This window comes from Micromonospora sp. FIMYZ51, from assembly GCF_038246755.1.
GTDB lineage: Bacteria > Actinomycetota > Actinomycetes > Mycobacteriales > Micromonosporaceae > Micromonospora.
On the sequence record NZ_CP134706.1, the window covers coordinates 2546337 to 2562183 of the forward strand.

Annotated in this window: 10 protein-coding genes; 7 read left to right on the forward strand and 3 right to left on the reverse strand. The window is 69.2% G+C overall.

The genetic code is table 11. The features are described from left to right. Window positions 1-31 precede the first annotated feature (31 nt). Together QQG74_RS12400 and QQG74_RS12405 are read right to left on the reverse strand one after the other, a co-directional pair. The gene (locus tag QQG74_RS12400) at window positions 32-1036 is read right to left on the reverse strand and encodes a glycosyltransferase family 2 protein (protein WP_341720435.1); all 1005 of its coding nucleotides are present in this window, start codon (window positions 1034-1036) and stop codon (window positions 32-34) included. Continuing rightward, a complete protein-coding gene (locus QQG74_RS12405) occupies window positions 1033-1827 on the reverse strand; it encodes a WecB/TagA/CpsF family glycosyltransferase (RefSeq protein ID WP_341720436.1) in 795 nt (264 codons plus the stop codon). Before QQG74_RS12405 ends, QQG74_RS12400 begins: the two co-directional genes overlap by 4 nt. Before the next feature lie 230 nt (window positions 1828-2057). Between QQG74_RS12405 and QQG74_RS12410 the strand changes: the two genes are divergently transcribed. The 5 genes from QQG74_RS12410 (at window position 2058) to QQG74_RS12430 (ending at window position 11628) form a co-directional block, all read left to right on the forward strand. Beyond that, on the forward strand, window positions 2058-2906 hold the full coding sequence (locus QQG74_RS12410; RefSeq protein ID WP_341720437.1) for a glycosyltransferase: 849 nt from the start codon (window positions 2058-2060) through the stop codon (window positions 2904-2906). 247 nt (window positions 2907-3153) lie between these two features. Further along, entirely contained in the window at window positions 3154-5103 is a 1950-nt protein-coding gene (locus QQG74_RS12415) for a DUF4082 domain-containing protein (RefSeq protein ID WP_341720438.1), read from the forward strand. A 281-nt stretch (window positions 5104-5384) separates the two neighbouring features. Then, on the forward strand, window positions 5385-6209 hold the full coding sequence (locus tag QQG74_RS12420) for a hypothetical protein (RefSeq protein WP_341720439.1): 825 nt from the start codon (window positions 5385-5387) through the stop codon (window positions 6207-6209). Between the two features lie 2 nt (window positions 6210-6211). After that, entirely contained in the window at window positions 6212-7579 is a 1368-nt protein-coding gene (locus QQG74_RS12425; protein ID WP_341720440.1) for an O-antigen ligase family protein, read from the forward strand. 275 nt (window positions 7580-7854) lie between these two features. Then, entirely contained in the window at window positions 7855-11628 is a 3774-nt protein-coding gene (locus tag QQG74_RS12430; RefSeq protein ID WP_341720441.1) for a DUF4082 domain-containing protein, read from the forward strand. A gap of 94 nt (window positions 11629-11722) precedes the next feature. On the opposite strand, the gene QQG74_RS12435 is transcribed toward QQG74_RS12430, so the two are convergent. Next, window positions 11723-12805 carry a glycosyltransferase gene (locus QQG74_RS12435; protein ID WP_341720442.1) on the reverse strand — a complete coding sequence of 361 codons (1083 nt, stop codon included), beginning with the start codon at window positions 12803-12805 and terminating at the stop codon, window positions 11723-11725. Between the two features lie 204 nt (window positions 12806-13009). Here QQG74_RS12435 and QQG74_RS12440 point away from each other — a divergent pair, with 204 nt between their 5' ends. After that, window positions 13010-14350 (forward strand): glycosyltransferase family 4 protein, encoded by a 1341-nt coding sequence (locus QQG74_RS12440; RefSeq protein ID WP_341720443.1) that lies wholly within the window; start codon window positions 13010-13012, stop codon window positions 14348-14350. Then, window positions 14347-15813 carry a lipopolysaccharide biosynthesis protein gene (locus QQG74_RS12445; protein ID WP_341720444.1) on the forward strand — a complete coding sequence of 489 codons (1467 nt, stop codon included), beginning with the start codon at window positions 14347-14349 and terminating at the stop codon, window positions 15811-15813. Before QQG74_RS12440 ends, QQG74_RS12445 begins: the two co-directional genes overlap by 4 nt. The last annotated feature ends 34 nt before the right edge of the window (window positions 15814-15847 follow it).

A 15847-nucleotide genomic window follows, 5' to 3' on the forward strand; every position in this document is an offset into this window, starting at 1 on the left:
GCAGCCGTGAAGACCGCTCAGAGTGTCCTGGTCAGCCGACCGGGCTGGCGTCGGCCGGGCGGTCCGGTCGGACGCCGTCGGGGTCGTGTGGCGGGCGGGGCTCGTCGACCGGTGGCCAGCCGGCGACCCAGGTGCCGCGTTGCCGCCAGAGGTTCACCCAGTTCACTCCGCGCGCACGGTCGGTGCCGAGCAGCCGTTTGCCGACGGCCCGCAGCCCGACCCCGGCGACCAGCAGGCCGACCCCGAGCCGGGACCGCGCCGGTGACCAGTGCCGGCGCAGGTACGTCACCTTGCCGCGGAGGATCTTCAGCCGCTGCCCGTCGGAACTGGACGAGGCACCGCCGACATGGATCAGGGTCGCGCCGGGGTAGAGCACCGGCCGCGCGCCCAGTGCGCCAGCGCGGGTGCAGATGTCGATGTCGTCGCTGTAGAGGAACAACTGCGGATCGAAGCCACCGAGGCGGTTGAAGAGCGCGCGTTCGATGAGCAGGAAACAGCCGGAGACGGCCGGTACCTCCCGGACCGAGCGCCGGTCGTAGCCGGGCAGGTTCTCCGGGTTGGCCCAGTGGCGGCGGCGGAACACCGTCGAAAGGCCGGTGGCGAAGGTGAACTGGCTCCACAGGCTGGGCAGTCCCAGGCAGGAGTGCCCGTCGTCGGTGCCGTCGGCGTGCAGCGTCCGGCCGGTGTAGATGCGGTGCGCTGGTCGTTGCCGGGCGAATCGCATCAGGTCGGCGACCGGTTGACCGACGGGTACGGTGTCCGGGTTGATCAGCAGGAGGTAGTCGCTGTCCCCGGCGACCGCGCCCCGGTTCACGCCCCGCCCCCAGCCCACGTTCTCGGTCAGCCGGACCAGTCGCACCTCGGGAAACTGCTCGGCGATGGCGTCCGCCGAGCCGTCCTGTGAGGCGTTCTCGACCACCACGATGTCGAAGCGGACGTCCGGGGTCCGGCTGGCCAGGAGTTCGCGCAGGCAGCGCAGGGTCAGCTCGCGGGTGTTGTACGAGACGATCACGATGCAGACGTCGGGGCGGCTCATGGTTGTTCTCCTGGCGGCGTTGCCGGCCCGGTGGGGGCGGACGGTCGGTCGGATGTCGGCGGCAGGTCTGCGGCCGGCTCGGCGCTGCGGCGGCGCAGCCGGCGCAGCGCGATCACCGCCAGGAGTTCCAGCGCGAAGGGAACGTCGTGGAGCAGGTAACGGCGGGCCAGCCGGGCCGGCTCGTTGGCCAGGCGGTGCATCCATTCGAGTCCTGATTGCTGCATCCACAGCGGAGCCCGCCGATGGATGCCGGCCACGAAGCCGATGGCCGCGCCGCAGCCGAGGAACCAGGTGCCCGGCAGCAGGCCGCGCAGCCGGGCGATCACCCTTTCCTGCTTGGGAAAGCCGAGCCCGACATAGACGACGTCCGGCGCGGTGGCCACCACGCTGGCGCAGGCGGCCTCGAACTGGTCGGGGCGGGTGTCGAAGCCGAACGGCGGGCTGAGGTGTCCGGCGATGCGCAGTCCGGGAAACCGGGAGCGCATGGCCTGCTCCGCCCGGCTGGCGGTGCCCGGCGCGCCACCGAACAGGTAGATGGATCGGTTCTGCTCGGCCATCGCGGCGGTCAGGCTCCAGATCAGATCCGCACCGGGTACGCGCGCGGGTAGCGGATTTCCGGCCAGCTGGCTGGCCCAGATCAGGGGCTTGCCATCGGCCACCACCACGTTTGCTGATGCCACATGCGCGCGGGCTTCGTGATCCCGCCGGGTGCGGCGAAGAATATCCACGTTCGGGGTGACGATTTGCCCACCCCGGCCCGCGTTGATCTCGGCGATGACGTGCCGGATCACGTCCTTCTCGTGAAGAGGATCAAAGTCAATCCCGTACAGTTTTATCCGGTTTCCGGAAACGGAACCGTTCGCATCGGATGACACGAAACAGCATCCTAGCGAGGCCAAAGCTGCGACCACGTGGCAAGCGAATGTCGTGTTTCAGTCTCTGGGTCGTATCCTGGCCCTTTGGTCGGTTGATTGTCCACGGTGCGGACTGACACTATCGGCGAGTGCGAATAGATGTCATCATGCCGGCCTTCAATGAGGCCGCGGGGATCGCCGACACGCTGCGCCAACTGTCGAATTCTTCACATTCCAGCCATGATTTGAAGATCGTCGTCGTGGCCAATGGCTGCACCGATGACACCGCGGCGGTTGCTCGTTCATTCGGCGTACACGTGTTGGAAATACCGATCCCGTCCAAGACTGCCGCGCTGAATGCCGCTGAGCAGCTGGTCGACGGTGACGTGCGGATCTACACCGATGCCGATGTCCCGCTCACGGCGGAATTGTTACACGATCTCGCCGCCGCCGTCCGGCGTCCCGGGATCGCCGCAGCGGTGCCCCGGCCGGTGCTCGACACCTCGGGAAGCGCCTGGCCGGTCCGGGCGTACTACGCGGTGAACGCCCGGCTTCCGGTATTTCGTAACCGGTTGTTCGGCCGGGGAATCATCGCGCTCTCCGCCGAGGCGCGGTCGCGTTTCGCGCGCTTTCCCGACCTCATCGCGGACGACATGTTCCTGGACGCGGTCGTCGGCGCGCACGAGAAGGTGGAAATTGCGGCTTCGGTCCCGGTGCGGGTGCCACGCCGTACCGCGGACCTGGTCCGCCGGGTGGCCCGGGCGCGAGAGGGGAACGTGGAGTTCTGGCGCTTCCTGCGGGCCGCGTCACCGGAGTACGGCGTGGCCGCCGACCCGGTGCCCGGCCCGCGTTCCTGGTCCTGGCTGCGGCAGGTGCTGCTCCGGTCGCCCGGGCTGCTGCCCGCGGCGGTCTGCTACGTCGTGATCATCCTGCTCGCCGAGGCGAAGCGGCGCGCACCGGGCTGGAGCGCACGCTCCGGTTGGGGGCGACCGGAGTCGGTACGGGTGCGCCGGTAGCCCCGAGCCGCCCTCGTGTTTTCGCCGTCAAGGGAACGATACGGGTAAGCCGGAAATTCGTTAAGTACCGCTTAATTTCGCCGGACGAACATCTCGGCGGACCACCGGTCGTCGTTAGCCGTCATAAGCAATGACGAGCAAAACGCGGGCCGCCGCTCGCATTCGGCGGGCCCCGGCTCGACCGCGGCAGCACGCCGAGGGCACGTCGGCGGCGGCAGCGCATACCTGACCGGAAAGGCGCCATATCGTGGATAGCCCAGATCCCCCCGCTGCTGCTCCACTTCGCCTCGCGTACCCGTACCTCGCTTCGCCGGCCGGCCGCGCGCGGCGCGGCCGGTTCATCACCGCGGTCGCCGCCGCCGTGATCGTCGTGCTCGGGTCGGCGCTCGGCGCCTGGGGCACCGCTGCGGCGGCCACCACCTACTCGTTCTTCGGTGACGCGGACGTCTCCGGCGTGCCTACCGATCCGGACTCCACCCCGGTCGAGGTGGGGCTGCGTTTCACCTCGACCACCGACGGCACCCTGACCGCCGTCCGGTTCCTCAAGGCGGCGGGCTCCGGCAGCACCCACCCGGTGAGCGTGTGGACCGCAGGTCAGCGGCTGGCCACGGCGACCTCGACAAGCGAGACGAGTTCCGGCTGGCAGGAGGTGCGGCTGCCGACCCCGGTCGCGATCAAGGCCGGCGAGGTCTACGTCGCCTCCTATCACACGACGCGGTACCGGGTGTCGGAGGAATACTTCACCGACAAGATCAGCTCGGGCCCGCTGATGACCACCTCCGGTGCGGGTGTCTACACGTACGGCGAGTCGGGCTTTCCCACCGAGACGTACCGGGCGAGCAACTACTGGGTGGATGTGGTCTTCGCGCCCGCGCCGGTCGCCCCGACCACGGCACCCAGCACGCCCACGGCCACGGCCACCACGCCACCACCCACGGGCACGCCCGGGCCCACGCCCACGCTCACGCCCACGGCCACTTCGCCGGTCCGCCAGGCGCTGCACCTGCCCCGGGTCGCCTGGGAGGGCGGGCCGTCCTACTACGCGGACTTCCCGGTGGCCAACGCGGCCGGCTGGACCAACCACAACTTCTTCCCGGTCGCCGTGTGGTTCGAGTCGGTGCTCACCCAGCACGATGTCGATCTCGATCGCGAGGCCGGGCTGAACACCTATGTCGTCCTGACCTCGAACTCCGACCTGTCCCTGGTCCGGCGCAACGGCATGTTCGCCATCGTCGACCCCGAGGTGCCGGGCGAGGGCGCCGAGACGACGGCATGGGACATCATCGACGAGGCCGACATGTGGGCCGGGCCCGGCACCGGCACCTGGACCGGGAACTTTCCGGGTGAGGGGCAGATCTGTCACGGTGCCCAGCTCGACTGCGGCTTCGACGTGCTGCGCCGGCTCTCCGCCAAGCTGCCCAGCGGGGACGGTCGGATGCGGTACGCGAACTTCGGCAAGGGCGTGATGTTCTGGAACACCGACAGCGAGGCCAGCCACTTCGTCAACAGCTACACGTCGCTGTTCTCCAGTGACATCTACTGGTACACCGATCCGAACGTCTGCCTGTCCGCCTCCGAGGGGCCCAGCATCGGGGTCCCCGCGAGCACCTGCCGACGCGCCGCCAACTACGGCCTGACCATGCAGCGGATGCGCCAGGTCGACGCGATGGACGGCAAACGCCAGCCGATCTGGGCCTTCGTCGAGCTGGGCCATCCGTCCCAGGAGTCGTCGGCACCGACAATCACCGGGCCGCAGATCGCCGGCGCCGTGATCAACTCTCTGATCAACGAGGCCCGGGGCATCATCTACTTCAATCACAACTTCGGCGGACCGTGCATCACCCAGCATCTGCTGCGCGACGAGTGCGGGGCGGCGGTGCGGCCGACGGTCACCGAGTTGAACAAGCGGATCAAGAGCCTGGCGCCGGTGCTCAACACCCAGTCGTACGCCTGGACCTTCAACCACCGCCTCGACACCATGCTCAAGGAGTACGCCGGTTCGTACTACATCTTCGCGATGCCGGGCCGCAGCGGAGGCACCGGTACCCAGGGGCTCACCCTGCCGGTAGGCGTCACCGGAAACCAGGCGCAGGTGCTCTTCGAGAACCGGACGGTGCCGATCAGCGGGGGCATGATTCACGACCACTTCGCCACCGAGCACTCGTACCACATCTACAAGATCACGCCGACCAGCTGATCGGCCACCGCCCGAACAGTCCGGCGCCGCCCACGGGTGGCGCCGGACTGTCGCAATTTCGAAACCAGCTGGCAGTAATTGACTGTCGTATTCCTGACTGGCTGCGGTCCTGACCTCCGCTGAGATGGACGACGCGACCAATTGCCACTCCGGGCGTCCGCTAGCTTCTTGCACCAGGGGCATGCCGATTGGACACTGGGCTGGCGATACGCATGGGTGGCGTGAGTGGGTCACGTCCGGGAAAAACGTCGGCCCTCGTACCTGGGGCTGAGAGGGACGTAGTGGACTTCTGGGACCTGACCAAACTCCTGATCCGGCGGTGGTACATCGCCGGTCCGCTGCTGTTGCTGACGGTCGCCGCCACCGCTCTCGCCGCGGTCAAGATAGAACCCAATTACGTGGCGACCAGCTATGTCCAACTCGTGCCGCCCTCGGTCACCCCGAAGGAGGACGACCGCCGCACCCCGCGACCGCGCAACCCGTGGCTCGATCTCGGCCTCGCCTCGCTGGGCAAGGCGGCCATCCTCACCGTGCAGGACCAGAAGGTGGTGGAGGCGCTCAAGGAGGCCGGATACACCGACTCCTTCACCCTCACCCTGGACCAGGCGCTGCCGATCGTCAGCTTCGAGGTCATCGCGCCCACCAGGGACCAGGCGACGGCGACCACCCAGGAACTGGTCCGGCGCTTCGGCGAGAGCGTGACCGCCCTCCAGGCCGACTACGGTGCCGCCGCCGAGCAGACGATCACCACCCTCCGGTTGACCGTCGGGGAGAACGTCACCGAGTCGACCTCGAAGGTCAAGCGGGCGCTGGTCGCCATCGCCGGGCTGGGCGTACTGCTCACCACGGCGCTTACCGTGCTGTTGGACGCCATGATTCGGCGGCGGCGGGGGCGGCACGCGGCGGCCACCGGCGCGGGCCCCGGGCACGACTCGCCGCCCGCCGACCCGCCGGTGAACCAGCGCAGCGCCTGGGCCGACCGGAACAGCGCCCAGTCCGGCGTGGACGACCGTGCCGTGGCGCTCGAACCGGTTCCCGCCGACGCGACCGTCATCGTGCCGCGTACCGAGTGGCCGCCGCCGGGCACCGGCGGCAACCACCGTTGAGCATGTCGCTCCTGCATCCGGCGGATCTCGAGCCGGCAAGCGTCGCGAGGGGCGTGTACGCCTCCCGGCGCCGCTACGCCCGGGTGGACGCCGCCGTGCTGCTCAGCCTGATGCTCTGCCTGCTCATGCTGATCCCGGCGAAACTGATCGTGCCAAACATGACCGACCTGGGGCGGCCGGCGCTCATCATCGCGGTGTTGCTGTCGGCCTGGTGGGTCCTGGTGCGGTGCAGTCCACGACTGTCCATGGTGGGGCCTCAGCCGATGCGTTGGGTGGTGCTGCTCTACCTGCTCTGGGCGATCCTGTCCTACGCGGTGGGCTTCCTGCGCGGTCTGACCACGATGGAGGCCAACAGCGCTGACCGGGCGATGCTCTACGTCGCCGCGTTCGCCGGTGTGGTGCTTGTGGTCGCCGACGGGCTGCCGAACTGGGACCGGTTACGGCTGGTCTTCCGGGTGTTCGTCTGGTGTGCCGGGTTCATGGCCGTGGTCGGGCTGTTGCAATTCGTCCTCTGGACCGATGTCACCGTTTATCTGATGGTGCCCGGGCTTGAGCCGAAAGGCTTCGTACCCGGCTTCGAGATACGGGGTTCCGGCATCCGGGTGGCCAGCACCACTCTGCACTACATCGAATTCAGTTCGGTGATGGCGATGAGCCTGCCTTTTGCCATTCATTTCGCCCGCTTCGCCCCCGAGCGAAAGGACAGGCAGCGTTTCGTGATTCTCGCCCTGCTCATCGCGGCGGCGATTCCCACGACGGTTTCCCGGACCGGTTTCCTGGCGGCGGGCCTGATGCTGCTGGTCATGGTGCCGGTCTGGAATTGGCGGATGCGGTACAACATGGCAATGATCGGGGCCGGTCTGCTGGCCGCCCTGATGTTCCTCAAGCCCGGCCTCATCAACACGGTGATCGGGCTCTTCGCCGGCGCCTCCGAGGATCCGAGCGTGACCGCCCGCACCGATCGGTACGAGATGGTGCAGAGCTACTTCGTCGAGCGACCCTGGCTCGGCCGGGGGATCGGCACCTGGGTCTGGCCGCAGTATCAGTATCTCGACAACCAGTGGTTCGCGCAGGCGCTCGCCGGTGGCCTGGTCGGCGTGGCCGTGCTCGCCGCGCTGCACCTGGCCGCGATCGCGCTGGCCATTGTCGCGCTACGGCGAGCGACCCGGGCGGAGGACCGGCATCTCTGCGCGGCGCTCATCTCGACCCAGGTCGTCGCGGTAGCCGTCGGGTTCACGTTCGACTCGTTGAGCTTCACCACCTTCGCCACGCTGCTGCCGCTCATGATCGGCGCGACCGGTGCGGTGTGGCGTTTCACCCACCCGCGACGCACCGTCCGTACCTCAACCACCCGCTGGTTCGCGGCCTGATAGCCGACAGCCGGTAGCGGAATTACCGGTTGCGAAATGGTGGGATTGGTCCGAACAGGTGGGCTGATCATCGTTTTCCCGGCGGAACGATCCGTTTGGCGGAGTGGTCCGGTAGTTTGCATCTATACCGTCACTCCCAGTTAGCTGGGCTGAAAAATGCCTGGTCGTGGCTGGGGCGACGACGGGAGAAGTGAATCATGAGTGGGGGCCTGGGGAGGCGATTCCGTCGAATTGTGGCGGTATCTGCGACATGCGCCATTGTGGCTGCCGGATCTGTGGCGATCAGTGCGGTGTCGGCGGCCGAAGAAATCGATCCGTGCAATCCGGTGTTGAATCCGATCGTCTGCGAGAACAGCAAGGAGGGCACGCCCAGCGCGATGTGGGATGTTCCCTGGGGGGACGACGAGAGCATTCAGGGCTTCGCCACGGAGATGAGCGTCAACCTGGGGGAGCGGATCGACTTCAAGATCAAAACCGATGCGACGGACTACCGCATCGACATCTACCGGCTCGGCTATTACGGCGGCGCCGGAGCGCGCCGGATCGCCGAGCTCGCCCCACTGGTGCCGCTGCCGCAGGTGCAACCCGAGTGCGTCAGCGACCCGAGCACCAATCTCGTCGACTGCGGCAACTGGGCGGTGTCGGCGTTCTGGAACGTGCCCGCCACGGCGGTGTCCGGCGTCTACGTCGCCCGGCTGACCCGGACGGACACCGGGAGAGCCAGCCACATCACCTTCGTGATCCGCGACGACGCCAGCACCTCGGATCTGTTCTTCCAAACCTCCGACACCACCTGGCAGGCATACAACTCCTACGGCGGGGCCAACCTCTACCCGGGGCCCCTCGGGCGGGCCCACAAGATCAGCTACAACCGGCCGTTCGCCACCCGACGCGACGCCAGTCGCGACTTCCTGTTCAGCAACGAGTATCCGATGCTGCGCTTCCTGGAGCGCAACGGATACGACATCAGCTACACCACCGGCGTCGACTCCGACCGCCGTGGCGCATTGATCCGCAACCACAAGGTCTTCATCTCCACCGGCCACGACGAATACTGGTCCGGCGCCCAACGCGCGAACGTCGAGGCGGCCCGCGACGCCGGAGTCAGCCTCGCCTTCTTCAGCGGCAACGACGTCTACTGGCGCACCCGCTGGGAGCCGAGCGTGGACGGCTCCGACACCCCACACCGCACCCTGGTCTGTTACAAGGAGACCTGGGCCAACGAACGGATCGAGGACACCCCGCAGGAGTGGACCGGGACCTGGCGCGATCCACGGTTCAGCACCCCGACAAACGGTGGCGGCCGTCCGGAGAACGCACTTATCGGCACCGCGTACATGGCCAACTTCACCGACCTGCCGCTTCAGGTGCCGGCCGAGCAGGGCCAGTACCGGTTCTGGCGCAACGCCGGGCTGCCCACCACCGGAACCGCCACCCTGGCCCCGCACATCGTCGGCTACGAGTCGAACGAGGACCTCGACAACGGCTTCCGGCCGCCGGGCCTGATCCGCCTCTCCACCACCGTCGGACCGACCCCGGAGTACCTCCAGGACTTCGGCTCCGAAACGGCCGCCGGCACCACCACCCACCATGCGACGCTCTACCGTGCCCCGAGCGGAGCCCTGGTCTTCTCCGCCGGCACCATTCAGTGGGCCTGGGGCCTGGACACCTACCACGACGGGGTGCGGTCGCCGGTCAGCCGGCCGATGCAGCAGGCCACCGTGAACCTGTTCGGCGACATGGGGGTGCAGCCGGACACGCTGATGACCGACCTGGCACCCGCCACCTCCTCCACCGACACCGAGGCGCCCACGGTCGCCATCACCTCGCCGGCTGCGGTCACCACGGTCACCAACGGCAGCAAGGTCACCGTCCGCGGCACCGCCGCCGACACCGGCGGCGGCCGGGTCGCGGGCGTCGAGGTCTCCACCGACGGCGGCACCACGTGGCACCCGGCCACCGGCACCACCAACTGGGAGTACGAGTTCTACACCGCCGGCATCGGTGCCCAGGTGGTCCACGTCCGCGCGATCGACGACAGCGTCAACATCGGCAGCGCGTTGGAGAGCAGGCTGTTCAATCTCAGCGGACCGAGCACGCTGTTCGGCGCCCGGGTGCCGCAGACCGCCGCTGCCGACGACTCCACCTCAGTGGAACTGGGCATCCGGTTCCGGCCACAGGTGGACGGCCTGATCACCGGCATCCGCTTCTACAAGGGACCGGGCAACACCGGTACGCACACCGGCAGTCTCTGGACCGCGGGCGGCCGGCTGCTCGCGGGGGGCACCTTCACCGGCGAGACCAGCACCGGTTGGCAGACGCTTACCTTCAGCAGGCCGGCCGAGGTGTCCGCCGGCACCACCTACGTGGCCTCGTACCACGCGCCAAACGGGCACTACGCCGCCGACGAGTACTACCTCTCCCTGGCCGACCACCTCGCCGGGCCGCTGATCGCGCCGCACTCAAGGCTCGACGAGCCCAACGGCGTCTACAAGTACGGTGCCGGCTTCCCGGAGAGCCCGTCGAGTGCCACGAACTACTACGTGGACGTGCGGTTCGTGGCAAGCGAGGACGCGCCGCCCATGGTGGTCGCGACGACTCCGGTGGACAACGCGACAGGCGTACCGCTTGACTCGACGCTGTCGGTGGTCTTCTCCAAGGCGGTCGCGCCGTCGACAATCCAGTTCACCCTCCGCGACGCGGACGGTGATCCGGTGGCGGGCGACACGTCCTACCACTCGTCCACCAGGACGGCGACCTTCACTCCCACCGAGGAGTTGCAGTCGGCGCAGCGCTACACCGCAAGCGTGACCGCCGAGGACACCCGGGGCAACGCGTCCGACCCGCCGACCGAGTGGAGCTTCACCGTCGACCTCGACCCGTCGGTGGTGCGGCTCTTCGCGGCCGACGCGGTGCCGACGAACCCGGCGGTGTCCGACGGCGGCGGTGCGGTCGAACTGGGGGTCAAGTTCACTGCGGCGGTCAGCGGTACGGTGCTCGGGCTGCGCTTCTACCAGGGACCGGGCAACACCGGTGCACATACCGGAACCCTCTGGTCGACAAGCGGCGAACCACTGCGGCAGGTCACCTTCGGGCCGAAGTCCGGTCTCGGCTGGCAGACCGCCGCGTTCGCCGACCCGTACCCGGTCAGCGCCGGTACCACGTACGTCGTGTCGTACTTCGCGCCCAACGGCAACTACGCCTACGATCCGGGCTTCTTCGACACGCCCTGGACCAACGGGCTGCTCAGCGCGCCGAGCAACGGCAACGGGGTGTTCCGGTACGGATCGCCGGGCTTCCCCACGGACTGGTACCAGAACGCCAACTACTGGGTGGATCCGCTGTTCAAGCCCGGGGAGGGGCCCACCCCGTCCGCCCCGCCCAGCCCGACACCGTCGCGTACGCCGAGTCCGACGCCGTCCGCCACGCCGAGTCCGACACCGTCCGCCACGCCGTCCGCGACGCCGTTGGTCACGTCCAGCCCGACGTCGTCGGCCCCGCCGAGTCCGACAGCCAGTCCGACGCCGTCGACCACGCCGACTCCGACGCCGTCCGGCCCGGTCAGCCCACCGACCGGAGTCAATCTCTTCACCGGCTCGGGAGCACCGCAGGTGACGAGTTGGAACGACTCGGACGCCCTGGAGGTGGGCGTCGCCTTCCGCAGCGACGTCGCCGGCAAGGTGACCGGGGTCCGTTTCTGGCAGGGCAGCGGCAACACCGGGGTGCACACCGGTTCGCTCTGGTCCGCCAGCGGTGAGCGGCTGACCTCGGCGACCTTCGTGAACGAGACCGGATCCGGTTGGCAGAGCGTACGGTTCCCGGAACCCGTGCCGATCACGGCCGGTACCACGTACGTCGTGTCGTATCACACGACGACCGGGCGCTACGCGGTGAGCCTCGCCGCGTTCCAGTCGGCGGAGCTGGTGACCGGCCCACTGCGGGTGTCGGCCAACGGTGGCCGCTACCGGTACGGCCCGAGCGCGTTTCCGAACCGGAGCTCCCAGCACAACTACTGGGTCGACGTCTTCTTCCAGGCCAACGGACCCTGACCAGCGCCCTCGGCAGCGCGGCACGGTGCCGCCGTGCTGCCGAGGGCGGCAAGCGTCGTCAGTTACGACGAGGAGGGCGGCTTCGGCGGCCGGGTCAGGCGGAGCACACCCGAGGGCGGTAGCTTCGGTAGATGTCCGCGAGGTCGGCGCGCAGACCGTCCGGGTGGTATTCCGCGCGGATCCGGTCGGCGGCGGCTTGTCCCGCCGCCACCAGCGACGCCGGATCCTCCTCGTAACGGCGCAGCGCCTGCTCGACGGCGACCGCGAAGCCCAGCAGGTCACCCTCGGCGACGGGGGAGCAGTACCGGGGATCGAAGAAGTCCCGCCCGCCCAGCCCGGTGAAGCCGACGACGTACGCGCCGCTCGCCATCGCCTCGGCCGGCGGTAGGCCGAACCCCTCGCGTTCACTGAAGCTGAGGAAGATCGCGCATCCGCGCAGCGCCTCGGCGGTCTGCGCCTCGCTCATGCCGTCGATCGGCACGAGTTCCCAATCCGCCAGGACGCCGCGGGCCCGCAGGATGTGCAGCAACTGCTCCTGCTCGATGGCGCGACGGCGGGGCATGTGGCCGATCCGGCGGGGTGCCGGGCGGGCCGGCGGATGGAACACCTGGTCGTCGACCACCACCCGGGCCAGTCGTACGTCCAGGTCGGCGAAGGCGTGGCGCAGCAGTGCGACGTTGTCCCGGGAGACCGTCAGCAGCGCCTCGATGCCCGGACAGTCCCGGTACGGTGCACCGGCCGAGGTGCCGTCGAGCGACACCTCGTCGAAGGTGCGGTACGCGTTCTGATTGAAGATCAGCTTGCGGGCGGGTGCGGGCAGCCGGCCCAGTGCCGGACCGTAGAACTCGGGCACCACCAGGAGGTCGGCGGGACCGAGCGTGACCTGCCCGGCGGCGACCACCGGCGTGTCGTTGGCGAACCAGTCGACCCGGAAGTCCGCACGGGAGTGCAGCACCGCTGCGGCGGTGCCCGACTCGTTGAGCAGGTCCACGTGGCGGTAGAGGTTACGGATGCCGCCGCTGGGCCGGTTGTCGTCCGGGCTCAGGTAGTAGACGACCCCCTCCTCGGCGCGGCCGGCGTCGTAGCGCAGCGGTGGGGGCGTACGACGTCGAAGCGCCCGGACGTGGTCGAGCCGTCGGATCCGGTCCCGTGCCATCCGCTTCGTGCGACCGATCATGATGGATGCCCGTCCCCTCCGCAGTCCGCCCGAGCGCAGGTTCCCGCCCTCAGCGTGTCCCCGTGATCGCTCTGCGCAACTATTGTGGAGTCAGGGCGGCCAGACATCCCCCGTTGGTACTGCGCGTACTGTCGGGCAGCTGACGGTGCGGAGCTCCGGCGCCACCTACGGTTACGGTGCCGGAGGCAGCTTCCCCTCTTCGTCGTGGAGCGCGAGCTGCTGGGTCGACCTGGTGGTCGCTCCGAACTGCCCGTCGGCGTGCGTCCGTGGATCCGACCGACCGGCGGCAGTCCTGCCGAACAGCGCGAAGTGGGGGATGAGGTGCGACTGCTCGTCGGCCTGCACCATCTGGAGCTAGGGGGCAGTCAGCTCAACGCCCTGGATCTCGCGGTAAGCGTCCGGGACCAGGGCCACGAGGTGGTGATCTTCGGCAACTACCAGGACGAGCCCGGGCCGGTGGCGGAGCTTGCCCGGCAGGCGGGCCTACCGGTGATCGCCGTGCGGCACCGGGCCGAGCGGCTTGGCCGCACGATGCCGTTGCGGCCGGGACTGTCCCGGGCACTGAACCGGGCCGTCCGCGAGTTTCGGGCCGATCTCGTCCACGCCTACGAGTACTCGGTCGCCCTCGACGCCTTCTACGGCCCACACCTGCGGTTCGGCACTCCCGTGGTGACCACCGTGTACGGCATGCAGGTGCCGCGCTGGATGCCGCGCTACGGCAGTCTCATCGTCGGCACCGCACAGCTGGTGGCGGAGACCGCGGCCTTCCGTCCGCCACCGGCCCTTATCGAGCCACCGGTCAAGACCGACTTCGACGACCCGGCCGTGGTCGACGGTCAGCCGTTCCGGCAACAGCACGGCATCCGACCGGAAGACATCGTGATCGGTGTGGTCAGCCGCCTCGAACCGGAGATGAAGGCCGAAGGCGTGTTACGGGCCATCCGTGCCCTGCGGCTGCTCGACGACGACCGGCTCCGTCTCGTGGTGACAGGCGGCGGCCCCGCACTGCCCGACGTGGCGGCCGAAGCGGAACGTGCGAACAGCGCGCTGGGCCGCCCCGCGGTGGTGCTCACCGGCCCGATGGACGACCCACGCCCGGCGTACGCGGCGGCGGACATCGCGCTGGGCATGGGCGGGTCGGCACTGCGGGCGATGGCCTTCGGTCGCCCGCTCGTGGTGCTCGGCATCAACGGCTTCTCCCGGACCTGTGCCCCGGAGACGATCGACTACTTCCTGCGCTGGGGCTTCTACGGCATCGGCGAGGGCGACCTGGATCCGGCTCCGCTCGCCGCGCAGATCGCTGAGCTGGCCGGTGACCCGGGGCTGCGCGTCGAGCGTGGCGGCTGGGGGCGGCGACTCGTGCTGGGCCGGTTCAGCCTCAAGGCGGCCACCCAGACCCTCCAGGAGGTCTACACCGAGGCGCTGCGGCACCGTCCCGTCCCGGGTTTCCGGCTGCGGGAGGGGCTGCGGGTGGCTGGCCACAAGGCCACGGCCGATCTGCTGCCGGCCACCGCACGCCAACGGATCCGCCAGGTGCTCGGGTGAGCGTCGAGGAACGATCCGTCCCGCCGACCGAGCAACCCGCCCTCTTCGTCAAGGCGTCGCGGGCCCTGGGCTGGAGCATGGCGAGCACCATCATCAGCCGGCTGAGCACCCTGGCGATCGGCATCGCGCTGGCCCGCATCCTCGGCCCGGACGCCTTCGGCACGTACGCCGTGGCGATGGTGGCGCTGCTCGCGGTGCTGAGCTTCAACGAGCTGGGGGTGAGCCTGGCCATCGTCCGGTGGCCGGGCCCGCCCGCCGAGATCGCGCCGACCGTGGCGACCATCTCGCTGCTGTCAAGCGTCCTGATCTATGTCGGCTGTTTCCTGGGCGCACCTGTCTTCGCGACCGCCATGGGCGACCCGGCGGCGACCCCGGTGCTGCGCCTGATCACCGTGGCGGTCGTCGTGTCCGGCCTGGTGGCGACGCCGGTGGCGATGCTGCAACGCGAGTTTCGCCAGGGCCGCAAGATGATCGCCGAGCAGGTGGCCACCTGGGTGAGCGCGCTGACCTCCATCGGCTGCGCGCTCGGCGGGCTCGGCGCGATGAGCCTGGCGATCGGGCACGTCGCGGGCGTGCTCGCCGGTGCCGTGCTCTTCGTCGCGTTCGCGCCGCAGGCCGTCCGGTTGGGATTCGACCGGGCGAAGGCCGCCAAGCTGTTGCGCTTCGGCGTGCCGTTGGCGGGCTCCAGCATCGTGGTGTTCGCCGTCGGCAACATCGACAAACTGATCGTCGGCGCCGTGCTGGGACCGGTACCCCTCGGCGTCTACGTCCTGGCGGTCAACCTGTCGAACTGGCCGGTGTCGATCTTCTCGCAACCGGTCCGCGCGGTGGCGCCTGCCGCGTTGGCCCGGCTTCAGCACGATCCGGCGGCGATGCGGACCACCTTCCTCTCCACGGCCGGGCTGCTCGCCTCGGTGACCATGCCCGTGTGTGTGCTGCTGGCCGCCACCGCCGACCCGTTGATCCGGTTCGTCTACGGCACCGCCTGGCAGTCCGCCGCCGAGGTGCTTCCGTGGCTCGGCCTGCTGGCCATCCTGCGGATCCTCTTCGAACTCGTCTACGACTACTTCGTGGTGCTGGCCAACACCCGGGCGGTCTTCACCATCCAACTGGTCTGGTTGGCGGCGCTGGTACCGGCCGTCTACGGCGGTGCCTGGTTCGGTGCCGCGGCGGGTGCCGCCGCCGCCCAGTTCGCCGTGGCCGTGCTCGTGGTACTGCCGGTCTACCTGTACGAACTGAATCGGGTGGGCGTGCCGGTGGGCGCGTTCCTGGCGCGCCTGCTCCTGCCGGTCGCCGGCACCGTGGCGGTGGCGTTGGCCGCCTGGGCGGCGACCCGTACCGTCCCGGTCGACCTGCTGGCCCTGACGTTGGCGGGTACGGCCAGCATCATCGCGATCGGCGCGCTGGTCTACCGGCTGCGCAGCGCGCTTCGTGCGCTGCGTACCGTCGAGGGGATGGACTGAGGTCGGGTCCGGCCCACCCCGGCCGGACCGGTAG